13 protein-coding genes are annotated in these 26,584 nt (G+C 70.1%); 6 read left to right on the forward strand and 7 right to left on the reverse strand.

Going from position 1 to position 26,584, the window contains the following annotated elements:
- Positions 1 to 89: 89 nt before the first annotated feature.
- Entirely contained in the window at positions 90 to 1,076 is a 987-nt protein-coding gene (locus tag ACFWHT_RS10715; RefSeq protein WP_378828262.1) for a GlxA family transcriptional regulator, read from the forward strand.
- Positions 1,077 to 1,201: 125 nt separating this feature from the next.
- On the opposite strand, the gene ACFWHT_RS10720 is transcribed toward ACFWHT_RS10715, so the two are convergent.
- Positions 1,202 to 1,894 carry an NRDE family protein gene (locus ACFWHT_RS10720; RefSeq protein ID WP_378828264.1) on the reverse strand — a complete coding sequence of 231 codons (693 nt, stop codon included), beginning with the start codon at positions 1,892 to 1,894 and terminating at the stop codon, positions 1,202 to 1,204.
- Positions 1,895 to 1,957: 63 nt separating this feature from the next.
- On the opposite strand from ACFWHT_RS10720, the gene ACFWHT_RS10725 reads away from it, so the two are divergent.
- From ACFWHT_RS10725 to ACFWHT_RS10735, 3 genes are all read left to right on the forward strand, one after another.
- Entirely contained in the window at positions 1,958 to 2,818 is an 861-nt protein-coding gene (locus ACFWHT_RS10725; RefSeq protein ID WP_378828266.1) for an alpha/beta fold hydrolase, read from the forward strand.
- Positions 2,819 to 2,841: 23 nt separating this feature from the next.
- Entirely contained in the window at positions 2,842 to 4,074 is a 1,233-nt protein-coding gene (gene coaBC, locus ACFWHT_RS10730) for a bifunctional phosphopantothenoylcysteine decarboxylase/phosphopantothenate--cysteine ligase CoaBC (RefSeq protein ID WP_378828268.1), read from the forward strand.
- Positions 4,075 to 4,141: 67 nt separating this feature from the next.
- Complete coding sequence (locus tag ACFWHT_RS10735) at positions 4,142 to 5,065, forward strand: sensor histidine kinase (protein ID WP_378828270.1); 924 nt, start codon at positions 4,142 to 4,144, stop codon at positions 5,063 to 5,065.
- 9 nt (positions 5,066 to 5,074) lie between these two features.
- On the opposite strand, the gene ACFWHT_RS10740 is transcribed toward ACFWHT_RS10735, so the two are convergent.
- Both ACFWHT_RS10740 and ACFWHT_RS10745 read right to left on the reverse strand, forming a co-directional pair.
- Complete coding sequence (locus tag ACFWHT_RS10740; RefSeq protein ID WP_378828272.1) at positions 5,075 to 6,826, reverse strand: hypothetical protein; 1,752 nt, start codon at positions 6,824 to 6,826, stop codon at positions 5,075 to 5,077.
- Positions 6,823 to 7,509 (reverse strand): response regulator, encoded by a 687-nt coding sequence (locus tag ACFWHT_RS10745; RefSeq protein ID WP_378828274.1) that lies wholly within the window; start codon positions 7,507 to 7,509, stop codon positions 6,823 to 6,825. Before ACFWHT_RS10745 ends, ACFWHT_RS10740 begins: the two co-directional genes overlap by 4 nt.
- A 172-nt stretch (positions 7,510 to 7,681) precedes the next feature.
- Here ACFWHT_RS10745 and ACFWHT_RS10750 point away from each other — a divergent pair, with 172 nt between their 5' ends.
- Positions 7,682 to 9,538: an Hsp70 family protein gene (locus ACFWHT_RS10750; RefSeq protein WP_378828277.1), complete on the forward strand. Its 1,857-nt coding sequence runs from the start codon at positions 7,682 to 7,684 to the stop codon at positions 9,536 to 9,538.
- A gap of 135 nt (positions 9,539 to 9,673) precedes the next feature.
- A complete protein-coding gene (locus ACFWHT_RS10755; RefSeq protein ID WP_378828279.1) occupies positions 9,674 to 10,201 on the forward strand; it encodes a sigma-70 family RNA polymerase sigma factor in 528 nt (175 codons plus the stop codon).
- A 33-nt stretch (positions 10,202 to 10,234) separates the two neighbouring features.
- Here ACFWHT_RS10755 and ACFWHT_RS10760 read toward each other — a convergent pair whose 3' ends face one another.
- The 4 genes from ACFWHT_RS10760 to ACFWHT_RS10775 form a co-directional block, all read right to left on the reverse strand.
- Positions 10,235 to 13,255 (reverse strand): AAA family ATPase, encoded by a 3,021-nt coding sequence (locus ACFWHT_RS10760; RefSeq protein WP_378828281.1) that lies wholly within the window; start codon positions 13,253 to 13,255, stop codon positions 10,235 to 10,237.
- Entirely contained in the window at positions 13,240 to 13,770 is a 531-nt protein-coding gene (locus tag ACFWHT_RS10765; RefSeq protein ID WP_378828282.1) for a hypothetical protein, read from the reverse strand. Before ACFWHT_RS10765 ends, ACFWHT_RS10760 begins: the two co-directional genes overlap by 16 nt.
- Before the next feature lie 11 nt (positions 13,771 to 13,781).
- Positions 13,782 to 16,640 (reverse strand): hypothetical protein, encoded by a 2,859-nt coding sequence (locus tag ACFWHT_RS10770; protein WP_378828284.1) that lies wholly within the window; start codon positions 16,638 to 16,640, stop codon positions 13,782 to 13,784.
- A 65-nt stretch (positions 16,641 to 16,705) separates the two neighbouring features.
- Positions 16,706 to 26,551 (reverse strand): hypothetical protein, encoded by a 9,846-nt coding sequence (locus ACFWHT_RS10775; protein ID WP_378828285.1) that lies wholly within the window; start codon positions 26,549 to 26,551, stop codon positions 16,706 to 16,708.
- Between the last annotated feature and the right edge of the window lie 33 nt (positions 26,552 to 26,584).

Here is a 26,584-nt window from a genome sequence, read left to right on the forward strand (position 1 = left end):
GTGCCGATCCGGCGGGATAGAATCTCGCGAGTGGCAGTCAGGGATCGATCGCAGGATTCCTGCCAGCATCCGGACAGCGAGGAGAGCCGATGAGAACCGTCGCCTGCGTGATCGACCACGGGTTCGCCCCGTTCGAGTTCGGCGTAGCGTGCGAGGCCTTCGGGCTGGACCGCAGCGAAGACGGCATCCCGAAGTTCGACTTCCGCGTGGTCGCGCCCGATCCGGGCCCTGTTCCGTCCAAGATCGGCTTCTCCGTCGAGGTCGAGCACGACCTCTCGTTCGCTCGCGAGGCCGACCTGGTGATCTTCTGCCCGATCCGCAGCGAGGCGTGGGATCGGGTGGACCCCCGCCTGATCGACCTCGCGCGGCAGGCCGTGGCCCGCGACGCGTGGGTCATGAGCGTGTGCAGCGGCTCGTTCATCCTCGCCGCGGCGGGCGTTCTCGACGGACGTCGCGCCACCACCCACTGGATGTACGCGCACCAGCTGGCGCAGATGTATCCGCGGGTGCAGGTCGACCCCGACGTGCTGTTCGTGCAGGACGGCCGCATCATCAGCAGCGCCGGCACCGCAGCGGGCATCGACGCGTGCCTGCATCTGCTGCGCATCGAGCTCGGTGCGGAGCTGACCGGTCGCATCGCCCGTCGCATGGTCGTGCCGCCGCAGCGCGACGGCGGGCAGGCGCAGTACGTCGACCGGCCGCTCCCGGTCGCGTCGAGCGCCTCACTGGCATCCGTCGCCGACTGGGCCGTGCGGAACATCCGCGACGAGCTGTCGATCGACCAGCTCGCCGGGCACGCTCACATGTCGACGCGCACCTTCGCCCGCCGGTTCAAGGCCGAGTTCGGTGCGACACCGGCGTCCTGGCTCACCCGGCAGCGGGTGATCCACGCGCAGCGGATGCTGGAGCGCACCGACCTCGGCCTCGACCGCATCGCCGAGGAGTGCGGCTTCGGCTCGGCGGGCGTGCTGCGGCAGAACTTCGCCCGTGTGCTCGGAACCACGCCGACGGCGTACCGCGCCCGCTTCTCCTGCCGCGACGAGCGGATGCCCGAGGATCAGCCGGCCCTCGTCTGAGCCCCCGTCGACCCAGGTCGCAGTTCATCCCGCTCTCGGCACGGTTTCGTCGTCCAGGTCGCCCTTGATCCCGCTATCCGGCGATCATTCCGGGACGAATCGCGACCTGGGCACGCGGAGCCCGCTCAGCCCCAGTGCCCCGGCTCGGCCAGCACGTGCGAGTGCACCGTCGCGGCATCCGCCGACACCTCGGCCGTGCAGTACAGCAGCGACTCGGTGGGGTAGCCGTGGGCGTTGTTGTCGCGGATGATCGCCCGGTCGTCGTCGGGGGAGAGCTTCGCGCTCTCGGCGAGTAGGCCCACCCAGCGCGCAGCCCAGCCGGCGTCCTCCGGGCGGGCATCGGCGAAGCGCGGCAGCCAGGCGTCGATCCTCGCCGTCCGGGGGTCGTCGAGGTCGTCATGCGCGATCATGTGCACCCCGGCCGGCACCCGCGTCTCGCGCAGCTCGACGCCGTCCCAGTGCAGCACCCGCGATGCGGCCGGCGTGACCTCGAGCAGGTTGAAGCCGTGCATCGGCAGCGGACCGCGCTCGGGCGAGCGACCGGCCACCGACTCCAGCGCCAGTGAGCCGCGCGAGAGCACCGCCTCCTCGGCGAGGCCGAGCACGTCGGCCCGGTTCAGCAGCACCGCCAGGCGACGCGCCTGCGGGTCCATCGCCAGCCAGGCGCCGCCCGCGCGCCGGTCGCGGATGCCGATGACGCCCGGGAAGGCATCCGGCCACCATTCGCCCAGGTCGTCCCAGGGCCGCTGCGGGTCCTCGTCCCGCACGGCCAGCAGCCGAGACCCGGTCTCCGCGACATCGATCACGACGGTGCACACGAGCACGAGTCTAGGGTGGAGTCGTATCCGGCGGGCCGTCGATCGCCCGGGTGAGGAGAGCGCGTGTTCGAGGGATTCACCGAAGAGGTCATCGACACGGGGCAGGCGCGCATTCTCGTCCGGCACGGCGGCGCGGGCACGCCTGTGCTGCTGCTGCACGGGCATCCGCGCACGTCCGCCACCTGGCATCGCGTGGCGCCGATCCTCGCCGATGCCGGGCACGCCGTCGTCTGCCCGGACCTGCGCGGCTACGGCAGATCGGCCGGCCCGGAACCGGACGAGGGTCACGTCGCGCACTCCAAGCGAGCCGTCGCCGACGACATGGTCGAGGTGATGACCAGGCTCGGGCATCGCCGGTTCGCCGTCATGGGCCATGACCGCGGCAGCTACGTCGCGTTCCGCATGGCGCTGGACCACGAGGATCGCGTGAGCGCTCTCGGCGTCTTCGACGGCGTGCCCCTCACCCACCATCTCGACGAGGGCGGCACGCGCTTCGCCTTGCACTGGTGGCACTGGTTCTTCTACGCGCAGCCGGATGTGCCCGAGCGGGTCATCGGCGCGGACCCCGACTCGTGGTACCGCGGCGATCCAGCGGTCATGGGCGCGGAGAACCACGCCGAATGGCGCACGGCCGTGCGCAGGCCCGAGGTGATCCGCGCGATGCTGGAGGACTATCGCGCCGGCGTCACGATCGACGCCGACCAGGAGCGTGCCGATCGGGCGGCAGGACGCCGGCTCGGCATGCCGGTGCTCTCGCTGTGGTCGCTGCGCGACGACCTGGAGGAGCTCGTCGGCGATCCCCGGATCGTGTGGCGGCGGTGGGCCGATCGGGTGTCCGGTCGCGGCATCGACTCCGGCCATCACATGGCGGAGGAGGCGCCGGATGCCGTGGCGCGCGCCGTCGTCGACTTCCTGCGCTCCTGACGCACCTGGGGCAGAATCGAAACGTGAACATCGTCGTCGGAGTCACGGGCGGCATCGCCGCGTACAAGGTGGTGCACCTGGTGCGCCTGCTGATCAAGGCCGGGCACGAGGTGACGGTGGTCCCGACCGACGACGCGCTGCGCTTCGTCGGCCGGCCGACCTGGGAGTCGATCAGCCGCAACCCGGTCACCACGAGCGTGCACGAGGACGTGGCGAGCGTGCGCCACGTCGCACTCGGGCAGGCCGCGGAACTCGTGATCGTCGCCCCCGCGACCGCCAACACGATCGCCAGGATGGCGGCGGGCCTCGCCGACGATCTGCTCGGCACGACGCTGCTGGCCACCACGGCGCCGGTCGCGATCGCCCCCGCGATGCACACCGAGATGTGGCGGCATCCCGCGACCCGGGCCAACATCGCCGTGCTCCGCGAACGCGGGGTCGCGATCCTGGGTCCAGCGGAGGGTGAGCTGACCGGCGGGGACTCGGGACCGGGGCGGATGCTCGAACCGGAGCAGATCATGGATGCGGCGCTCGCGCTGCTCGACGAGCGCGACGACGAGCGCGACGGCGATGAGCGCGATCTGGACGGACTGCGCGTGGCCGTCTCGGCCGGCGGCACGCGCGAGCCCCTCGACCCGGTGCGCTTCCTCGGCAACCGCTCCAGCGGGCGCCAGGGCACGGCACTCGCGCTCGCCGCAGCCGATCGGGGTGCCGAGGTCGTGCTGGTCGCGGCGAACATCGACGACGCCGTGCTGGCAGATGCCGGCCGCCACCCGCTGGTGCGCATCGAGCGCGTCGGCACGGCCGCGGAGCTGGGCGATGCGATGCGCAGCGCCGCCGAGGATGCCGCCGTGATCGTGATGGCCGCGGCCGTGGCCGACTACCGGCCGGCCGAGGTGGCCGAGGGCAAGCTCACCAAGGAGTCCGGGCTGCTCGAGAGCATCGAGCTCGTGCAGAACGAGGACATCGTCGCGGGCCTGGCGGCGCGACGGCATCCGGGTCAGATCGTCGTGGCCTTCGCCGCGGAGACACCCGGTGACGGCGAGGAGCTGCTGGCTCGCGCGCGCCGCAAGCGCGAGCGCAAAGGCGTGGACCTGCTCGTGGTCAACGAGGTCGGCTGGAACCGGGGCTTCGAGGCCGCCGAGAACGCCGTCCAGGTGATCGGCGACGCCGGCGCCGTGCTGGCGAAGGCATCCGGCTCCAAGCGCGACGTCGCCGACGACATCTGGGACGTGATCGCTTCGAATCTGGACTGATCCGCGGTCAGGAGCATCCGGCGAGCGACTCGATTGATAGCGTCGCAGGGTGCGTCGAGAAAAGCGGGTGGTGCAGAGACTGACGGCGATGTTCGCCGAGGGAGACGTGGACCCGCAGCGTCTCGTTCGCGTCATCGGGGAGACTCTGCGCGCTCGATGGTGCGAGTTCACGATCGGCAGCCGACGATACGAATGGTCGGCACCGGCGCGCCGAAGCGATGAAGCGGCGAGTCTTCAGCTCCGTTCGGATCCGGACATCGCCGTCGCCGTCGCTCCTCGTTCGGCGATGCTCGAAGCGCGTCACTGGCAGCCGTTGCTCGTGCTCCTCGAACCGCTGGCCTTCACCGAGGCCGCCGAGCAGGAGCAGCGCACCCGCCGTGACGTCGTGCAGCGCCTTGACGATGCGCGCTGGCGGGCGAGCGTCGAGATGGCTCAGGAGCGACGGCGCCTGGAGCGGGATCTGCACGACGGCGCGCAGCATCACCTCGTCGCGCTGCAGATGGCGATCGCGATGGCTGAGCACCACAAGGAGGACCCGGGGAAGGCCGACCGCCGTGACGCCGTGCGCACGCACCTGGAGTCGGTCGAGCGCGTGCTCGTCGCCACAGCCCGCGGCGTGCTGCCCCGGATCCTGGCGGCCGAAGGGCTCAACGGCGCGCTTCAGGCGCTCGCCGGCGCGAACCTGAGCGTCAGCTCCCGTCTTCCCCGCCTCATGCCGGCGGTCGAGTCGGCGCTCTACTTCATCGCGCTCGAAGCCGTCAGCAACGCGCAGAAGCACGCCCCCGGCGCCCGGGTGGCCGTCGACGCGTGGATGCGGGACGGCCGGGTCACCATCTCGATCCGTGACGACGGGCCGGGGTTCGTCGTGAACGAGGACGGGGTCGGAGGGCTCTCGCATCTCGCTGACCGCCTGGAAGCGATCGACGGAGTGCTGGAGGTGGAGTCCGTGCTCGGCCGCGGCACGTGCATCACCGCGTCGGTGAGGTCGTGACGCGGTCCTTCAGGCCATGAGAAGCCTCGTCGCGCTCCCGAGGACGACTTCGGATGCGGACCGGCTGGCGGCGTCGAGCTCCGGGTGGGCCACGATCGACGTCCATCGCTCGAGCGCGACGTCGATGGCATCAGCCACGGCTGCCGGGGTCGCGCCGTGCGGAAGGCCCAGTCGCGAACGGCTGTCTCCCCCGTGCGCTCCGATCAGGCGGGCGGCCTCGTCATCGACGACGGATGGGGCGACGCCGCGGGCGAGCTGGTCGAGAAGGGCATCTTCGACCAGCTCGTGCGAGCCCGCAGTGAGGTGCTCCACCTGCGAGCGCAGCCATTCCGCCTCGGGGTGCCGGCGGACGTAGTCGGAGATGCCGGCGAGCGCCCTGCGCGCGGCGAACACGGGGGCGCGGGCCGTGAGCATCGAGACCGCATCGGCGGGGTCGGTGCCGCGCGAGAACAGCAGTGTCCCTTCCGGCAGCTCGCGGACGAAGTCGTCGCGGTACTCGCCGGTGCACACGACCGCGTCGATCCGTCCCCAGGGTCCGTCGGGATCGCGCAGTCGTCGGGCGAGGGCCCCATCCGGATGCTCTTCGCACATGACGGCCTGGACTCCCGCCAGGAGGGCGGGCATCGGCTGCTGGACGACGAGCAGTCGCACGGGCGCGAACAGTTCCCTGCGCCACGGCGCGATCTCGTCTTCCGGCAGCCGAGCCGACTCCAGAAGCGCAGCGACTCGCGAGTGCACGGGGCGGGACGATAGCTGCCGTCGGCTGAGAGGAAGCCAGCTGATTCCCGAGCGGTCCGGCACGGTCACGGAGACTTCTGTGCCGGCGGGGCCGGCGCCGATCGTGAGCGCGCCGCCCAGCGCCTCCAGGCGCTGGCGATCGGAGGTGAGTGCCCGCGCCAGCGTGCCCCCCGCGTCCGTCCATGCGCTCCTCACGCGAGCGCAGAGCGCGCCGTCTCGCTCGAAGACGACCTCGACCGGCTTCCGTGTCGTGGCCAGGGCTCCCAGCACGCCGGCGACGGCGAGCGCGAAGCAGGATTCGATCTCCCACCGGGCTCGGCGTCCCAAGTCGCCGTGGAACTCCACGCCGATCGGCAGGGTGGCGGCGATCTCGCTCAGCGCTTCCGCCGCTCCGCGCCGGGGAAGCATCGCGGGGAACACTCCCCGGACGACGGTCCGGAAGTCGTGGATGAGCGCGGTCATCGCGGTGGAGACCGATGACCACGGAACGTCGCGCGCGGGCTGCGCGAGCATCGTGCGCACGGTATCGAGATCGCGCACGGCGGCCGTGGTCATCGATTCCACAAGACGGATGTGCTCGCTGTCGCGGACTCGCGCGATCCGGATCTGTGCGGCCTCGACCTCGGCCTGCGCCGTCAGCGTGTCGTGGCGCGCCTTCTCCAGGCGTCGCCGAGGGGGCACGGTGCGCATGATCGCTCCGAGCCAGGTGACGGTCTCCTCGACGAGTCGCCTCTGCTCCCGAGTGCGCGGCTCCACGGCGAAGATGCGGACGATCCCGAAGTCGGGAACCTCGAAGACCGCCTGCCTCTCCGTCTCGTGCAGCGGGCGTCTCCTCGCGCGCGGCCAGATGGCGATCCGCTGCTCGTACCCGTCGTCGAATCGCCTGACGAGCCACACCCGAGGAGTCCTGTGCTCCGGCGTCGCGAGACCTCGCGACAGATTCTCCAGGAGCGCGTCGACGAGCTGCGCGCGCGGTCGGGATGTGAGGATCTCACCGACGCTGCGGGCGCGCTGTCTCGTCACCCCTGCACTCCGCCGGCGACGCGGCGCGACTGCAGGTAGCTGAGTACGGCCAGGACCCGCCGGTGGTGCACCGTCGAGTCTCCCGGGATCTCCAGCTTGACGAACAGCGAGGCGACATGCTTCTCGACCGCCTTGACCGAGACGAAGAGCTCTTTGGCGATGGCGCTGTTCGACTTCCCCTCCGCCATGAGGCGGAGCACGTCGAGCTCGCGCGGGGCGAGACTGCCGGTGAGCGGGTTGACCGGGTGGTCGCCCCCACTCACCAGAGCGCCGGCCAGCATCGGCTCGATCACGATCTCGCGCGTCTGGATGCGAGAAAGGGTGTCGTTGAGCATCTCCACTCCGGCGATGCGGTCCTTGAGCCGGTAGCCGATGCCTTCTGTGCCGATGGCCAGCATGCTGCGCAGGTAATGCGCCTCGGAGTAGTGCGACAGCAGCAGCAGCCCCACGTGGGGATGACGCTCGCGGATCCGTGCCGCCGTGGTGAGGCCACCCTCGTCGCCGGGGGGCATCCTGATGTCGAGCAGGACGACGTCGGCGGGAGCGGTGTCCAGGCTCTCGTAGAGCGAAAGCCCGTTCGTGTGCGTGGAGACCACCTCGTGCCCGGCAGCCTGCAGCAGCAGGACGAGACCCTCGCGGAAGAGGTCTGCGTCGTCGGCGACAGCTACCCGCATGGTCTTCATCGACTGCCTCCCGGCAACTCCGCGGATCCTGTGATCGGGATCATGCTACTTCGTGCGCCCATAGGGGAAACGCTCGTCCGGTCGCCCTGCGACGGCGGACTCTCCTAAACTAGCGCGAGAGACGCACGCTCTCCAGAACGGACCTCTCCCACTTCCACACCGGATGGATGACATGCCTTACTCTCTTGGCGTTGACCTTGGTGCCAGTTTCACCGCTGTCGCGATCGCAGATGAGGTCGGTACCCATGCCGCCCAGCTCTCCCCGATGCTCGTCGTGCCCTCTGCGGTCTACGTCCCCTCCGACGGCGAGCTCCTCACCGGTGACGAGGCCGTCCGCGCCGGCGAGGCGGACCCGTCACGACTGGTGACCAGCTTCAAGAAGCGGCTCGGCGACCCGACGCCGCTGGTCGTGGCGGGGATGCAGTTCACGGCGGAAGAACTCATGGCCGCGCAGCTGCGCGAGGTCGTCGCCGAGGTCGCCGAGCAGCGCGGCGAGCCCGCGCAGGACATCGCCCTGACCTATCCGGTCACTTGGGGGCCGTACCGGGCGGAGCACTTCGCCCGTATCGCAGACCTCTCCGGCATCGGGGTGAGCACGAGCATCACCGAGCCCGTCGCGGTGGCGACGCACCTCGACGCGCAGGGCGGCATGAAGCAGGGGGACGTCGTCGCGATCGTCGATTTCGGCAGCGACGCCGTGACGATCACGCTCCTTCGTAAGGGCATCGGCGGCTTCGACATCCTCGGCACCCCGGAGGAGATCGATCGCGCCAGCAGCGCGGACTTCGACGATGCCATGCGGACGCTGCTGGATCAGAAGCTCGGCGGGATGATCTCTGCGCTCGATCCCGCGAATCCCGCCGAAGCGTCACTGCTCGTCGCCATCGACAACGCCTGCAGGGCTGCGAAGGAGACTCTCTCCACGCGCAGAGAGGCGGCGGTGTCGATCACCCTTCCTGACGGGGCGCACCGCATGGACGTCACACGGGAGGAGTTCACCCGGCTGATCCGGCCGTCTGTGCGCCTTGCCGTAGACGCCCTGCGTCGCGCGATCAGCCTCGCGGAACTGGACGATCAGGCCATCAGCAGCATCGTGCTCGCCGGCGGTGCGTCCCGTATCCCCGTGGTCGCCGAGGAGTTCGCCGCCATCGAACGTCCCGTGCGATCGGTTCATCATCCCAAGCTGATGGTCGCGCTCGGGGCCGCCCGGGCCGCGCACGCTCTCAGCACCGGAACAGCGTCGCCGGGTGCACTCGTCGAGTCGGCGGGCGACTCCCCTCGTGCCCGATCGCTCTGGCCCCCGTCCCGGCGCGGGCTGATCGGCATCGCGCTCGCCGGTCTCATCGTTCTCGTGGCGATCGCCGCGACCCTCATCGTGCCCGCCCTGCTCTCCGGCCCGCCGCAGGCGCAGGCACCAGACGGATTCGCGGGCGCCCCGTCGGCGTCTGGGCGGACGACATCGGCGGAGCCGCCGGAATCCGTCTTCCCGGTGACGGAGAACGGCAAGACCCCCAGCAGTCTGCACTGGTACGCGGCCACGGCGGGGGAGTTCAACTCCTGGGGCGTGGCCGCTCTGGAGGACGGTGCTGCGGAGATGCCGGGCATCAGCCTGGAGGAGACCGAGGACGGCCTCCACGCGCGCTGGTCCACACCGGATTGGGAATCTCAGATATACGCGCAGATGACGAACAGCGAGAGCGTCGACCTCGAGAAGATCGTCGCTGCGGACGGGGCGCTCGTCTTCGACCTCAGAGTCCTCTCCGGGGCGGCGAGCTCTCTGCGGGTCGCCGCGCACTGCACGTTCCCGTGCTCCGGCCCGGTCGACGTCACCGACACCGTCGCCGAGCTCGGCCCGGACACGACGACGCACATGATCATCCCCGCGCAGTGCTTCACGAGCAACGGTCTGGATGCGGGCAGAGTGAACACTCCGTTTCTTCTCATCGGCCAGGGCGACATCGTCGTGAACCTGGACGACATCCGCTGGGAGCGCGACAGCGGCAAGGATCCCGATGCGCTGACCTGCTGAAGCAGGCCCGGAGGTAGGGACACCCCTACTCCGGACCTCGGGACGCCACCCGCGTTCGGGGGCTCCCCCCAGAGACATCCCCTCCCTGAAAGCCGACGATCGGAACAGAACGTCGGCACAGGGAGGTAGGCGATCGTGGCGATCACGGAAGCAGCGACGGCAAGTATCGATGAACTGATCCGCGCGCACGGTCCCGGACTGCTCAACTACGCCACCAAGCTCCTCAACGGTGACAGGTTGGCAGCAGAGGACGTGCTTCAGGAGACCTGGGTGCGGGCATGGCGCCACCTCGACCAGCTCACCGAGCACAACGGCTCCGTGCGGGGATGGCTGATGCGCGTCGTACACAACATCGCCATGGATCAGCATCGCGCTCGACGCGCCCGCCCGACCGAGGTCGCGTGGTCGGATCTGGAGACCTCGCGCGTCGCGGCGCCGAACCGGCCCGCTGACGAGGTCGAGCGTCACATGATCGTCGAGGAGCTGATGGAGCGGCTCTCCGATCAGCATCGCAGGACGATCGCAGAGGTCTACTTCGCCGACCGCACCGCAGGCGGAGCCGCCGCCGTGCTCGGAGTGCCCGTGGGAACGGTCAAGAGCCGGGTGTTCCATGCGCTGCGCACCATGCGCTGTGCCGCCGAGGCCACCGGACTGGCCGCCTGACACCTGTCCGACGGCCGGTCGCCGCCCGGCTCCTCACCCGACTCGGGCACCGATGTCCGCGGGCCTGGGCACGTCCTCAGGCAGCAGGAGCACGAGATCGTCCATCGTCGGGTTCTGCAGCGAACGGGTTCGGCGGGCGTGATTGGCGATGGCCGCCTCCATGACCTGGCGCGCGTAGCGTCCGTTGCCGAACGCCGGTCCCTTCTCCACGGCCGTGAAGTGACCCCGCAGCGCCGCCACGGTCGGACCGGTGCACTCGTACCCCGACTGCATCGCGTGCTGGTTGACGATCGTGACGAGCTCATCGGGCGTGTAGTTCGCGAAGCTGACGCGATGGGAGAAGCGGGAGTCCAGTCCGGGGTTCGTCTCGAGGAAGCGGTCCATCTCGCGCTCGTATCCGGCCGCGATGACCACGACCTCGTCACGGTGGTCCTCCATGAGCTTCACGAGCGTGTCGACGGACTCCTTCCCGAAGTCGTTGCCGCCGCCACTGGCGGATGACAGGGTGTACGCCTCATCGATGAACAGCACACCGCCGCGTGCACGATTGAACGCCTCGGTCGTTCGGCGCGCCGTGTGCCCGACGTATTCGCCGACCAGGTCCGCACGCGACACCTCGGTCACCTGGCCCTGGGCGAGGACGCCCAGGGCGGTCAGCAGCGACCCGTACAGTCGTGCGACGGTCGTCTTGCCCGTTCCCGGAGGGCCCGCGAAGATCAGGTGCCTGCTCAGCGACGGCGCCGGAAGCCCGGCCGCCTGCCGCCGGCGCGCAGAGGCGAGCAGGTCGACCATGCCCTCCACCTCGGCCTTGACACCGTCGAGTCCCACCAGCTCGCGCAGTGTTCCCAGCAGCTGCTCGACCCGCACGTCATCCACGCGTCCGACTCCGGCGCCGATGGACGAGCCGGGGAGAGGGCCGAGATCGTCCGGGATCAGGCGGGTGAGCGTGAGCGCGTCGATCTCGTCGCTGCTCCCCAGCCGGTAGGCCTGCCGTCCGAGCATCTCCTCGAACACCTTTCGAGCCGTGCGACCGTTCCCGAAGGTCTCGTCGCGGGGCAGATCGGTGAAGTAGTTGTGCAGCTCGGCGACGGTCTCGAACTCCAGGCTGTAGTGGTTGGCGCTGCACAGGCCCTCTACGATCGTCACCATCTCGGCCGAGGAGTAGTCCGCGAACTCGATCGTGCGGGAGAACCGCGATGACAGCCCGGGGTTGGCGACCATGAAGCTGCGCATGTCGTTGGTGTACCCGGCGACGATCACCACGACGTCATCGCGGTGATCCTCCATGAGCTTCACGAGGGTGTCGATCGCCTCTCCGCCGAAGTCGTTGCTCGAGCCCGAGTCCTTGGAAAGCGCATACGCCTCATCGATGAAGAGCACGCCACCGAGCGCCTTGTTGAACATCTCGGTGGTCTTGATCGCCGTGCCGCCGATCACGGCGGCGACGAGATCGGGTCGTGCGACCTCGATGAGCTGGCCCGTGCGCACGACGCCGAGCGCGGCCAGGATGCGCCCGTACAGCCGTGCGACGGTGGTCTTTCCGGTGCCGGGTGATCCGGCGAAGACCAGATGCCGCGATATCGGGGGAGAGGGCAGCCCGGCTTCCGCGCGTCGCTCGGCCATCTGGTGCATGCGCACCAGCGTCTCCACCTGCCGCTTGACGCTGTCCAAGCCCACGAGGCTGTCCAACTCGGCGAGCAGGCCGTCCAGCTCGCTGCGTTCGCGAACGGGCGTCGTCGCCGTGTCCGTGCCGTCGGCGAGCACACCGAAGCGCTGCGCGGAGTCGGCGGCGCGGCCCGCCGCAGCGTCGTCGCCGTCCGCCTCGGCGCGGGTGACCACCTCGACGTCCACGTGCTCGCCGAGATGGAGATCCTCGTGCTCCTGCTCGGCAAGCGTCGTCGCCCGCAGCATCCCGCGGGCCTCATCGTGCCAGGCGGCGCCGACCAGGCAGCGTTGAATGGCCCCGGCATCCACGGTGAGTTCGGCGCGGTCGCGCGCGCAGGCGCCGGTCTCCTCCGCATCCGCGATCTGCACGTTCTCCAGGACGGCCGTGGCGTCGTCCAGAACGAGGACCCCGGTGCCGTGCACGCGTTCGACGGTCGAATCCGACAGCTCCAGCCGGGCCGTTCCCGTCACGACGACGGCGTCGTGGGTGACGTCGGAGAACCGGCAGTCCTTCACGGATGCCTTCGCCTGATCTGCGAGCTGCAGCGCGTGCGCTCCGCTGTGCACGATCTCGACGCGCGACAGACTGATCGTCGAATCTCCCACGCCGACGATGCTCTGCGCCCCGAGCCCGTCCATGTCCACGTCGGCGAGTGCGGCCTTCGCGCCCGTCGTGGCGAGGATGCCGATGCCGGCTCCGCTGCTGAAGCTCGTCCCCGTGATGTCCACGGTGCCGCCGGTCTCCACGGTCACCATGCTCTGCTGGGCGCGGGAGACCCTTCCGCGGGTGATGGTGAGCCGTGCACCGTCGGCGACGAGGAACCCGCCTTGCACATCATCGATGTCGCAGTCGATGAACTGCGCGGAGCTCGCGCCGCGCACCACGAGCGCGGTCGTGCTGATCTCGCGCAGCGTGGACTCCGTGATCTCGGCCACACCGCCGTCGTACACCAGCACGCCCGCACCGGACTCGTTGCCGATGCGAACACTGTGTGCGGTGAGACGGGTGTCGCTGCGCACGACGATGGCGACGTCCGCCGACGCCTCCACCACGCATTCGTCCATCGAGAGCGAGCCGGAGCCGACGTCGATCGCGACATCGCCGTCGGAGCGCTGGATGGTGATGCCCGAGATCCGCGCGTCGCCGACGGTGCACGTGATCGCGGGCGCGACCGTCGCCTCGATGCGGACGTCGTCGACGTTTCCCGTGCCCGAGAGCGTGACGGAACGGTCGATCACCACGGACTCGGCGTACACGCCGGGCCGGATGGAGATGACGTCGCCATCGTTGGCGACCGCGATCGCCGAGGTGATCGTCTGGTGGCAGTCGGCGTTTCCCGCCCACACGGTGAGGGCGGACCGCTTCTGCGTCATCAGTCGAGCGGCCATGTGCTTCCTCTCCACAGGTCCGGACGGATCGCCGTGTACAGACGGCGCCAGGTGTCATCGGTCAGGGCAACAGGTCTCGTGTTCGCGAAGTGGGCGATCAGCAGCGGATCGGGGGCGATCCAGTGGTTGTCGAGGTAGTAGGCGGCCGCATCGCTCCAGATCCAGGATCCGTCGGAGCGCAGGTCGCCGGGAACAGCGCCTTCCTCGCCGCTGAGCTCGTCGCGCAGGGGAGCGGCGGCGTGGAGGACGGTTCCCCCGCGACGCAGAAGCTGGAGGATCCTCGCCCTCTCGTCGGCGTCGACGATGACCGGGTGACCGGGATCGAACCAGGGCCGGCCGTCTTCGCATCCGTCGTACACGCGGGCGACGTGTGGCTCTCTCGCCCCGCGCCGCGACAGCTGAGCCAGCAGTCGTCGCATCGTCGCCGACGCCTGTTGCGAGACGCCGGAGAATCCGGGCACGCCGCGGGGCTCCGCTTCGCCCGCCGGGACGGATGCGGTTGCTGTGTCGGTCATCGGATGCTCCATCACACCGCTTCTCGCAGTTCGCCCAGCCACCGGGAATCTCCAGCTGCCATCGGCGCGCTGTCGCGGCGCGCGGCGGCATCGTGCAGCCGCGTGAGCACGCCCTCCTCGTTCACGCCGGCCTCCGCCAGAAGCAGACGCGGCACCCGCCCGTCAGCCGTGCCCAAGACCCGCAGTCGCGTATGCGCAGGGACGATGACGTCGGCCGCGGCATCCGTTCCCGCCATCAGCCGATCGAGGCGGCGTCCGCTCGTGGTCCAGATCAGGGCCTCGACCGGACCGGTGAGCGGTGCGTCGACGGGAGCCGAGAGGAACGGGGTGGACGAGCACACCATCGCGTCCTGCGGGGCCGCCGGCGCAGCCGGCAGCCCGCGGACGACGATCGACCGAGTGGTCGGCAGGGCTGCGAGCCCTTCGGCGAGGCAGGTATGGAAGTCGAGGTCGTATCGAGCGGTCGGGTCGTGAGCGAAGACGCTCACGACCGACAACGCCGTGAGGAGTGCTGCGCGATCCCCACTGGTCACCCGCATGCCGGGCTGCTGCGCCAGCAGCTGCGAGACCGAGCGGCTGGCGACGTCGTAGCGTGCGCCGAGCGCCGCGCGCACGCGCTGGCGCTGAGCAGCCGTCGAACGCGCGTCCCGGGGAACCTCGATCTCCGTGGGGGCGACGTCGTCCATCGGTGCCGAGACCATCGTGTCCGGAGGGTCGACGGATGCCGCCGAAGACGACTCCTCGGCGGCGCGCGCGTCGGCGGTCGCGATCTCGCCGGACTCGCTCTCCGCCGCCGCGTCGGCTCCCGTCTTCCCCGCTTCAGCACCGCCGGGCTCGCTCGCGGACGCGTCGCTCCCGGATGCCGAGGCACCTCCGACGTCGCTCGCCGCCGCCTCCTCGGCCCGTGGCGATTCCGGGCGCCAGGAGGAGGCCGTGCCGCGAGTTCTGGGCGCGACGTCACCCAGTCTCAGCGACAGTTCTGAGATTCCGCGTCCCGCGGCGCCGGTGATCGCATCGGCAGCGTCGAACCCGGCCGGCCGGGACGAGCCCCCGGCGAGCAGGTCTGCCGACGCCGCCGAACCGCGAAGTGCGCGGGCGAGCGCGTCGGAAGGGTCGCTCGGCTTCGTGACAAGCCGTGGTGCGGGTTGGGGCGCGGCCATCGCCGCGGTCTTCTGGGAGCCCGTCGGCTCGACGAGCGCGTCGTCGTCCTCTTCCGCCGCCGCCGCCGGCGGCGGCGCGGTGTGGCTGCGCGCCGGCATCTCCTCCGCGCCCGCGGACGGCCTTCCCGCTTCGTGGGTGAGGGCCAGGGCTGAAGGCGCTGGGGGTTCGACCCGCGCATGCGGGATCGGCGCGGATCGGCTGGCGACGCCGTCGGCCGCAGGAGCCGAGGCGCCCGCCTCCCTGTTCCAGAGGACCGTCGGCGCGAGGTCCGCGGCATCGGGCTGGCGCCCCGGCACGAGTTCGCGCCCGCTGTCCTCCGCGTCCTCCGACGCCGTGCCGGTGTCGACCCGTGAGGAGGGGGGAGCGGGTGCGGGGAGGCCGTCGGCCCCATCCTGATCGTCGCCGATCTGCGGACCGACGTCGTCGGCATCCCGCGGGGCCTGGGGAACCTGCTCCTCGAGCAGGATGATCTCGTCATCGTCGACGGACGCCGCGATGATCCGGCCGTCCTCCGTGACCGCCAATCGTGCCGTCGGCGCCCATGTACCGGGGAAGGCGTTGCGGATCACGCGTCTGGCTGTTCTGTCGCCGGGGATGAGACGGGTCCGGGTGTGCTCGCGCAGCCGTTCCAGCATCGTACGCAGAGGCTCGACCACCCTCTTCAGATCCTCAGCGCCGTCCGCGCACAGCGTGACGGTGAGGGTCTCGGGCATGACAGCGAGGGCATCCACTGCATCGACGGGGGCCTGCCGGGCCGGCCGCACGACCAGACCAGCCGGAACCACATCCGCGAGCCAGCCGGGAGCGAGCCGATAGCTGTTCCGGCTCACGTTCGCGAGCCCCAGAGGAGCCGACCACCGGTCGAGTTCGATCACGCCGTCCGGCGTGCACACGCTCTCCTTCGCGAAGGTCGCCGTGAGAGTCTCCCGCGCACGATCGAGGCGAACGAGCTCTCCGCCGATCGTCACGCCATGCGCGATCCTCAGCGGCTCCTGCAGCTCTTCGGCCAGGCGGCGGACGGTGTCGTGCCCGAGGCTCTCTTCCCCATAGCCGACCAGAAGGGCCGAGGCGCGCGTCTGGTCGGGCAGTGCGCGAAGGGCGTCCAGCAGTTGCGTGAACTCTGGCGCGGGCGCATCCGGGCTTCCGACGACGACGAGGAGCTTCTGAGGGTGCACGGCGATGTCGGCGAGGTGCACGGCGTGCGAGGGATCCGCCTCGGCGGTGACCCAGAGCCCGGCGGGTATCTGAACGGTGCCCTTCACCTTGACCGGCAGATGCTCCTGCCACGACGGCGCGGGGTACCTTCTGCCGTGCACGAACTTGACGCCGAGGGGACTGTAAGCGACCCAGCCGTTGTCGGCTCCGACCGCGAACAGTGCGCCGTCGCAGGAGAGGAACTGCCCTTCGGGGGCGACCACTGTCACCCCGAGCTCTGCGGCGAGTCGCATCGCGGGCGGCTGCTTCTCTTCGTCGACCGCGGTGCCGAAGCCGGCTTCGAGAGCCACGAAGGTGCTGTGTGCGTGCGGCCGGATGCTGTCCAGGAGGGGCGTCTCGCTCTGTCGCAGACGGTCGACCGCGTCGGATGCGACGACGAGGTAACGGGCAGCGGTCAAGGGCGGCAGCGCGGTGAACCTCTCCGCCGCATCGTTCGTTCCGGCCTCGGAGATGAGGAGGCTGCTCTCCGTCGGCTCCACCGTGATCGTCGTCACTGTGATTCCTTCCCTCGGAATGCACACGCACGCCGTCGTGTGGAGGGTTCATCTCAGGTGAACATTCACCAGGAGTGCCTGCGCGAGGGTTCCCCCCGATGCCGTGTCAGCGCGTCCTCGAAGAGATCCTGCAGCTCAGCCGATGCGCTGCGTGGTCGGCCGGATCCGGCCGACGCCGAGGCATCCGCCGCCGCGCCGTCGGGACCCGGGTTCGCGGGTCCGGGATCGACGGCGGGGATCTCGGCCGGCTGCGTCGGTTCGGGAGTGTCGGCCGTCTCGGAGTCGGCGGGGTGCTCCGAAGCGTCGGCACGCGCGTCGCCTTCCGGGCCGGGGGTGGCGGTTCGGGGCTTCGCCGGCCTCGGATCCACGGTTCGGGGGCTCGCGGGTCCGGGATCGGCGGTCGCCGGGTGCACGGTGGTCGGGCTCACCGGGACGGGGGCCGGGGCGATAGGAGTCGGGGTGACGGGGGTCGGGGTGATGGGTGTCGGGGTGATGGGTGTCACGTCGACCGGGCTCGGGGTGATGGGGGTCACGGCGATGGGGTTCACGTCGACCGGGGTCACGTCGACCGGGGTCACGTCGACCGGGGTCACCTCGACCAGGGTCACCTCGATGGGGTTCACGGCGACAGGAGCCGGGTCGTCGACGGCGTCGACGATCACGGGAGCGGGGTCGTCGGTTCCGGGGCGCACGGGGGACGGATGCGCGGGCGTAGAAGGCACGGGCACCGGGTTGCCGACGGAGCCGATCACACCAGACGTCGAACCGGCGGGTGAGGTCATGGTGGCTCCTCCGGGCATCGAGGCGGCCGCAGGCAGTGGCGCCGGTGTCGGACGATGGGCAGGAGCAGGTTCACCGGCAGGTGAGATGGCCTCTGCCGGCGGGGTGTCGTCCGCGGGTGCGGGGTCTGTCTGGACTGTCTGGTCTGTGTCGTCTGTGTGGTCGAGGGCGGGTGCGGGGTCTGTCTGGTCTGTCTGGTTTGTCTGGTCTGTCTGGTCTGTCTGGTCTGTCTGGTCGACGGTGGGTGCGGGGTCTGTGTGGTCTGTCTGGTGTGTCTGGTCGACGGTGGGTGCGGGGTCTGTCTGGTCTGTCTGGTGTGTCTGGTCGTCTGCGGGTGCGGGAGTGTCTACGGGCGGCGAGGCCTCTGCGGGGCTCGTGCTGTCCACGGATGTCGGATCGTCGGTGGCCGCGGGCGTTTCCTCCGGCGGGTTCGTGTCCGAGGGCGGAGGCGGGGTGAGGTTCAGCGAGCCGAGCTGATCCCGCGACACCTGCAGGATGATCGGAAGATGCACGTCCTGCGATCGGGGAGTCGGGGCCGGGGTGAAGGGGCTGGTCGACGACGTGGAGCCTGTCACCGTCACCACGAGGGTGCCGTCGACGACGACGCTGTCGCCAGAATGGCTGTGGTTCGTCGTCCTCTTCCAATCGACGACGCTGTCGCTGGTATGCGACTCGCCGACCCTGATGGCGGGAAACAGGCCGCCGGTGCCGTACTCATCGGCGTTCCGGTTGTCGCCGATGAGCCAGGGCAGCGACGCTTCGTCGCCATCGGCGGTGCCCTTTCCCTTGTACGGCCCCGAGAACTCGGATTTCTCCTGCGAGAAGTTCGTAGACGGGGGCGGGGCGCCATCTCGCACCGACGGGTTCGTGATCCTTCCCGTCATCGAGATGTCGACCAGCCTGTCGCGGAAGAGGCCTCCCCTTGCGAGCAGCCCGCCGACAGAGGATCCGTCGCCGGAGAGGATGTCAGGGACAGTCTCGAAGAGCGTCCCGCCCGAGAACAGTGTCTGCAAGGACTGGTCGTAGACGTGCCCGTCTCGAGGGGCGCCGCGCTGACCGATGACGTCGAGCACGGCCGCGCGAAGATCCGGACCGCTGTGGCCCGGTAGCCAGACCGGCCGCCAGCCGCCGGTCGCGGGCAGGGTGAACCTCTCACCGGATCCGCTCTCACGCCCGGCCGTGGAAGGCAGGGGCCTCGGGGTGTTCTTGGGCTCCGTGAAGTCGATGCTGCCGTCGACAGTGAACTCGCCGAGTTCATGACTCGTCCCCTCGCTGTACTTCCGGGGCGTGATCACATCGGCGGCCCCCGAGAGGTGCTCGCGGAACTTCACGTTCACGGTGAACGAGACGGGTACGTGGTGGTCGGTGACGTCCTTGTGCTCTGCGGTGCGAGTGAAAGACGTGCCTCCCGTTCCACCCTTCGCATGCGTGCGATCGATGAACGTCCTTCGTGCCTGCGGCGTCGCGAACGTCTTGGGTGTGTCTTCATCCTGGGTCAGCTGACCCCAGCCACCGGCCCGAGCGTTCGCCTCGACGCTGTAGCCCCCGACCTTGCTCCGCGTGTGCCGATCGCCACTGGAATGGCTGGTGGTGTAGCCCTGCCCGTCGAGTTCGCGAACGTCGGCCGGGTCGTCGACGGCATCCCGAGAATCCACCGCGATGGTGATCTCGGCGAAACGCGCGTGGAAGTTGCCGAGGGCGAGCGGCACGCTGATCGTGGCCGGCTGCACCACCGCGCTGCGGATGATGCCGGAACCCGCGGGAGCGTTCACCGCCTGATTGACCTCATCGATGACGCGCTGGGCATCGTCGCGGCCGATCCCCAGCTCCGTCGCGCGCGTCCTGATCGCATCCTGGTCGGCCGGTGTCAGTCCGTCGGAGTTCACGGAGGCCGCGATGGCGTCGGTATGGCCGCGGAACGGTGTGAGCGGATCGGCGGTCGGGCCGGTGCCGTCTGCCGACTCATCCGTGCTCGGTTCGGCAGATTCAACCGGGTCCGCCGGTTCCGCAGGTTCGGCCGGGCCGGCGGGCTCGGCGAGATCGGCAGGTTCGACAGGGTCAGCCGGGTCAGACGCTTCGGCGGGGTCGGCGGGGTCGGCGGGGTCGGCAGGTTCGACAGGGTCGGTCGGGTCGGTCGGGTTGGCCGCGTCGGCGGGTTCGGTCGGCGCGCTCGTGGGGCCGTTGTCCTGATCGTCGCCGTCGGTCTCTCGCAGCTCGGGAGGCACGGGAAGGTCGTTCGCCTCGTAGAAGTCGATCGCATCCCTCAGCGGCATCTCGATCGTCACGCTGCCCGGCTCGTGCCGGGTGAACGTCGTCGCCGGGAACGCGCTGTTCCAGAGCCACGAGCGCATCTCGAGCGACGGGGTGTACGTGCGCGTCGATCCGAACCGGATCACGGCGGTCTTGCCCGTGTACTTCTGGGTCGCCGTCGTGCCATGCGTGCGCTCCTGCTCGTGCCCCTTCCCTTTGCCGGCTCCACCGACGATCTCCGCCTGTGCCGAGGGGCCATTGTCTCCGTCGACGTGCGGTGCGAACCGGATCCGTGCCTGCACCGAGCCGCCGCCGCCGCTGTCGTCTGAGGTGACCGTCTTGTGATCGGTGGCGGAGGACCGCTCCAGCGTGCGGTTGTCGCGGATGTCCGTGACCTCGGGCGCCCACAGGGCGCTTCGGATGACGACGTCACCCTGAAAATCGCGTATGCGTCCGGGGCGCTTGAACGTGCCGGTATCGGTCGACCGATTCCGGATGCCGTCGTAGATCACATCACGCAGACCCTTGGAGGTCCCCATGCTGCTGAGGACAGCAGCGGATTGAGTGCCCGGTCTCGTGAACGGGCCCTGAGGGAAGGAGACATTGCGACCGTCGATGTTCACATCGCCACGACCCCAGCTGGGGAAGAATCCGCTTCCCAATGGCGAGCGAGACCGTGCGCCCGCATCGTCGCCGGACACCGGGGGGCGCTTCGAAAGCGCGGCCTCGAGCAGCTTCTTGTGGGTCTCAGCACCTTCGGCGGATTCCACCTTCGCGAATTTCCCGAAGCGGTGCAGGTCGACGGCTCTGGAGGGAGGATCGGACACGCCGAGGACGGTCTGCGGGTCCCCCTGCGCAGATGGGCGGGACGACGTCATCGTCCCGTCCCGGCGCACGACCGTGCTCCCGACGTCGTCGTAGCGGGCGGCGGCGACCTGCTGGGTGCGGTTCGCGGCTGGTCCGCTTCCCCACATGCGTCCGGCCAGGAACACCTTCTGCAGGAAGCCGGGGTTCTTCGTCACGTGATGAGTCGCGTCGACGTGCACCCTCGCCGGGTGATAGGTGACCCGACCGTCGGTCTTGACAGTCACACCCTCGGTGCTGGAATGCGTGACGGAGGTGCCGTAACCCGTGTGGTACCGACCCCCGGCGAACAGAAGGAAGTAGCCGCGACTGTCGGGCAGGTCGACGATGAGTGCGAAGTCGCCACCGCCGCCCTTGTGGGAACTCGTCCCGGCCATGCTCGCCGACGACTTGGCGTCTCCGTGCTTCGAGCCGCTGTGAGTATCGCGGACGGAACCGTCGAGGTTGATGTCCGTTCGTACCCGCACACGGTGCGTCCGGGAACCCTCCTCCCACGTGATGAACGCCCCGTCACTTGCGGACCTCTGCAGGAACTCTGCACCGTGCGGGCCATGGAGCTCCTTCCGGACAGCGGCCGCGCCACCGTCGGAGAGTCTCAGCTGAGTGATCAGACTGCTGGCGAGATCCGTCGGTGTGAGGATGACCGCGTCTTGACGAGGGTCGAACCCGCCAGGTTGCACGCCGGGTGTCGGGGCGCCGTCGCCGTCGCGAGGGGAAGGGGAGGCTTCGTAGATCTCGTCCGACGCGCGGTTCGGCGGTTCTGTGCCCTGTGATTGCGCCGGGACGTAGAGTCCCCGATCCATCGCCGTCACCACGGGAACCGCGAAAGTGCTCGTGACGGTGAAACGTCCGTCGCTCGCGGACGCGGGAGTGTGACCGGGCAGGTGCTGTTTCAGCCCTGGGGCCTGCCGGCGGTGCAGTGTGCGCGTGACGGAGTAGACGGCCAGGTCGATGTGACCTCCCTTGGTCTCCTTCACGCTGGTCTCGGTCTTCTGTGAAGCCGCCCCGCCCGCGCCGACCCTGACTCGACCGCCGGTGAGGATGCCGTCGACGGCCTGAGGTAGAGGGATGAACCCGCCGGAGACCCCGGTATCGACGCTGCGCGAGTTGATCGCACTGTTGGACGACTTCAGGTCGACGTCGCCTTCGGTGATGCCGAGGAACGTGATGGCGGCCGGGTCGTCGGCGCGGACCGAGAAGATGGTGTCCTTTCCGTCGCCCTTCGCTTTCGCTTCGGCATCGTGGGACTTCATCAGAAGATCGGTGACCGCACGCGATTCCTCTTCGGAGAGCATCTTCCGCGAATCCGGACCTTCGCGGAAGACGCGAGCAGGCGACAGGCCGTCGATGTCGACGGGGCGCGCGGGCCCGGTCGTAGACGGCTGGCCGTGAACGGGGGGAGCCGCAGCCTCCGGCCTCTTTCCCGCGGCCTTGGCGCTGAGTCGCGGCTGCCCGCCACGGGCGCCGGTCGTACGGCCCGCCGGCGGGCCGGTGAACTGCGTGGGCGCGGATGGATCGGTGTCTTTGAGATCCGGCACCGCGAGGTACCCGTCCACGTCGACGGGGCCCGCCGCGCGGCTGGAGCGCACTTCGACCTTGAGCGTGAACGGCTTCGGATCAGCCGCCGTCGACACGCCCGTGGTCACTTCACCGTCGCGCTTGGTTCCCTCTGCGTTCGTCTTGGTGGAGCTGCCGCCGACGATCGGCACGAACACCCCCCACGCGACGCCCGAGATGATGACAGACGTCAGCGCCTTCGTGTCGGTGAAGCTGCTCTTCAGCTCGGTGTCGGGTTCGGCCGCGTAGCTTCGGGAGATCTGGCCGGGAGCATCGCCGTCGTCCGGCCGTGAGGTGACATCAGTGATGGCGAGGTCGACCCGCTCGCCGCCGATGTCCACTCCGCCGTCATCGAACGCCTTGCGCCACACCGCCGACAGGTCGGCCGGTGAGGTTCCCGGGGTGACACCGAGCGCGGTCAGCACGTCGGTCGGCGGAACGTCGAGTTGCCTCGCGATCTCCGTGACCAGTGGTCCCTGATCCGCGAGCGACACCACGGGGATGTGTCCCCCGGCCAGGACCTGATTCCAGAAGCTGCCTGTTCCCGTGACAGGAGCGAGCCCGGGTTCCGGGGTCGGCGCGGGTGCAGGGTCGGTGTTTCGCGGGGGCCGGAACCTCGGGTTGCGCTGGAGTTTGCGTCGCGGTCTGGGTGCAGGTGCGGGGTCGGTCGCGGGGGTGGGCGTGGGGTCGGTTGCCGGTTCGGGGTCGGGGACGGGTGCGGGGTCGGGTGTGGGTACCGGGTCGGTGTTGCGCGGGGGCCGGAACCTCGGGTTGCGCTGCAGCTTGCGTCGCGGCCTGGGTGCAGGTGCGGGGTCGGTCGCGGGAGCGGGGGTGGGGTCCGGGTCGGGGTCGGGGACGGGTGCGGGGTCGGGTGTGGGTGTGGTGTCGGTGTTGCGTGGGGGCTGGAACCTCGGGTTGCGCTGGAGTTTGCGTCGCGGTCTGGGTGCAGGTGCGGGGTCGGTCGCGGGGGTGGGCGTGGGGTCGGTTGCCGGTTCGGGATCGGGGATGGGTGCGGGGTCGGGTGTGGGTGCGGTGTCGGTGTTGCGTGGGGGCTGGAACCTCGGGTTGCGCTGGAGTTTGCGTCGCGGCTTGGGTGCAGGTGTGGGGTCGGGCGTGGGAGCAGTCCCCGATGTCTCGGCTGTGGCCACGGCGGCAGTCGGCTGACGAACATCGGGCCGGGGAGGCAGCTGCTGCGGATGCGCGTCACTCGTCGTCGCAGGCAGGTCGCTCCCGGCGGTGTCTCGGCCGTCACCAGGCGATTCGGTCTCGCTCGTCGATCCCTGGCCCGTGTCGGAGGTATCGCTGGTCGGGACCTTCGCCGAGGCGGGCGGGTTCGGCGTCCGGCGCCCTCCGGATTCTCCGGAGGATGACGATCGCAGCGCCCCCGTCGCGGGAACGGCGGAGCCGTCGGATCCTGTGTCCGGGTTCGCCGGGCCGCTGTCGCCGGGGACAGGGTCGTCGCTGATCGTGCTGTTGGAGCCCGTGTCGGAGGCGACCGGGTCTGTGCTCGGATCGTTGCCTTCGGGGGGAGCAGAGCCGTCGTCGGACGCACCAGGCTGGGCGGGGACCGGGTCGACCTCGACGGGGGCCGGGTCGGCCTCGACGGTTGTGCCGTTCTGATCGTCTCGTTGCTGTGGCGCAGGTGCGCCATCAACGTCGGTGCTGTTCGGGTCGCTGCCCTCAGGACTGGGAGCGTGTGCGGACTCGGGACCGGTCGTGACGGAGCCGGCAGGATCAGGATCCGTGCGGATCGGGTCAGGCGCGACGGCTGTGTCGACCTGATCGTCCTGAGTCACCGGTACCGGGTCGGTGCCGGTATCGGTCGCTTCGTGGCTCTCCGGCGCAGGCGTGGGCGCGGGCGTCGAGCTGTTGTCGGCCGGCTCGGCCGAGGTGCCGATCGGATCGCCACCGGTGGCGGTGCTGCCCTCGTCGTTCCCCCCGGGGCTGGGCGCAGGAGTGGGGGTTGTGGTCGTGGCGTCCCCGGGGCCCGGCGGGGCAGCCGCATCGTTCTGCTCGTCCCGCCCGTGCTGTGGTTGGGCCGTCGCCGTGCCATCGTCGTTCGGAGTGCTCGACGGGTTGTCGGCGGGAGTGGGCCCGGGGTCGGGCACGGTGCCGGTGGCATCCGGTGTCGTTCCGGCGTCGCTCGCATCGGCGTTCGCGGGCACCGGGTCCGGAGCGGGTGCGGCACCGGCCGGGTCGGGGGTGGGCCGTGGCTGTGGCTGTGGCTGTGGCTGTGGCTGTGGCTGTGGCTGTGGTGCGGGTGTGGTCTCGCTACCGGTGCCGGTGTCCGCGTCCGTGTCCGTTCCGGCGTTGCTGGGATCGTTCCCCGGGGCGGGCACAGGGTCGAGGATGGCGCCGGTCTGGTCCGAGACGGTGCCGGTCGGGTCCGGGACGCCGCCTGTCGGATTCGGGATGGCGTTGGTCGGGTCGGAGATGGCGCCGGTCGGGTCCGGGATGCTGCGCGTGGGGTCCGGGATGGTGCCGGTCGGGTCCGGGATGCTGCGCGTGGGGTCCGGGATGGTGCCGGTCGGGTCCGGGATGCTGCGCGTGGGGTCCACGGTCGTGCCGGCGTTGCTTGCGCCGTTGCTCTCGGGCGTCGGATTCGGAGCGGGTGCGGCAGCCGTCGGGGCGGGTGTGACCTGTGGCTGTGGCTGTGGCTGTGGCTGTGGCTGTGGCGCTGGCGTGCTCTCGGCGCCGTCGTCGGCGCCCGTGTCGGTGCCCGTGCCGGTGGGAGCGTTGGTGGGATCGTTCCCCGGGGCGGGCACGGGGTCGGGGATGGTGTCGGCCCGGTCCGGGTTGGTGCGAGCGGCGTCCGCGCTTGCACCGGTGTCGGTTGCACTGCTGCTCTCGGGCATCGGATCCGGAGCGGGTGCGGCAGCGGTCGGGTCGGGGGTGGGCTGTGGCTGTGGAGCGCCGCCGGTGTTCGACACCCTCGGCTCGTCACCGGTGGGAGAGGGCACGGGCCCGGTCGGGTCCGGGGTGGTGCCCGTGCTGCTCGCACCGTCGGTCCTCGGATGCGGGGCGGGCGCGGTGACTCTCGAACCGGAGGCGTCCGTCGGGTCACCCGGCTGGTCTCGGGGCTGCGGGTTCGGCTCTCCACTCGTCGACGCCGCGTTGCCCTGGCCGTTCGGCGGCGGCACAGGTGTGGGCGGAGGCTGGTTCGTGGGTGCAGCGTGCGCGCCGGTGACGCCGCCGACCGGATCGGGCGAGCCGACCGCGCCGGTGGGGACATCTCGTGGCTGTACGACCGGTGCCGAGGAGGACGCGTCCGCGACGTCGCGGAAGCTCCCTGCTGCATCGGCAGGACCGCGGCCACCATCGACGCTGTCGGTATCCGCGCCACCGTCGATCCCGTCGCCACCGTCGAATCCCGCCCCAGCGTCGAACCGCTCGCCATCGAACGAGCCGTCGTCGTCCGACTCGCCACCGAAGTCACTCGTGCTGTCGTTGTCGCCGCCGCCGCGCAGACCGAGTCCCGTCTCACCGTCGTCGTCGCCGCCGCGCAGACCGAGTCCCGTCTCCCCGCCGTCGGGGCCGACGTGTCCGCCCGCAGCGGCGGCCAGTCCCGTGCCGATGCCCGACGATGCTCCGGCGGTCGCGGAGCCCCAGGTCACGTTGAACCCCTGACCGTTGGCCGCGCTCCACGTACCCTCCGTCATCACCTCGGTGAAGATGTTGACGAAGACGCCCTCGGCGATGTCCCCCGCCGTCGATTTCGGCGTCGGCCTCGTGAACGCGTTGTTCGGTGGTGGAACGAGCCCGCCTCCCGCACCCCTTCCGCCGGGGAAGGCCTTCTTCACGAGGTTCGCACCCCCCGAGCCGATGAAGGAGAAGGTGCCGGAGAGCGCGCCACTGCCCGCGGCGTCACCGGTCTTCTTCAGATCCCACGACGTGCGCGTCCCCTTGCCGATCTGCGCGAGCTGAGCGGCCGCGTCGATCGCGAGTTCGGTCGCCACGTCGAACGCCACGGACATGGCGAGATGAGACAGGAGTTTGCGCAGCATCGTGCGGAACACGACGGCGTACATCGCCTTCCGCGCGGCCAGCCACACCAGGGACGATCCGAAAGAGGGGACCGCCATCGCGAATGCCCAGGCGATCTCGATGACAAGCGCGATCATCGCACCGATCAGCGTGTACTTGGTGTACTCGACATCACGAGCAAGATCGTCCAGAGTCACCGAGTTCTTCTGGAAGCCGGCAGCGGCCTTGCCCATGGAGCCGTCGCCGGTGAGCGCGTCCGCTCGCGTCGCGAACGCTTCGGCGCTCTTTCCGACGAAGCTGCGGCGCGCGCGCATCGCCTCGAGACGCATGTCGTTCTCGATGTCCGTGAGGTCGACGGCGGCGCGTCTCCACGCCTGAGCCATCCTCCTCAGCTGATCCTCATTGGCCTGAGGAAACCTCTCGCCCGTCAACACCTGGAACAGGGTCGACGCCTCGGGGCTCATCATCAACGCCATAGCGTCTTCGCTTCCGGCCGGCTCTCGGTTCCG

The organism is Microbacterium sp. NPDC058342 (genome assembly GCF_042723935.1).
Taxonomy (GTDB): Bacteria; Actinomycetota; Actinomycetes; order Actinomycetales; family Microbacteriaceae; genus Microbacterium.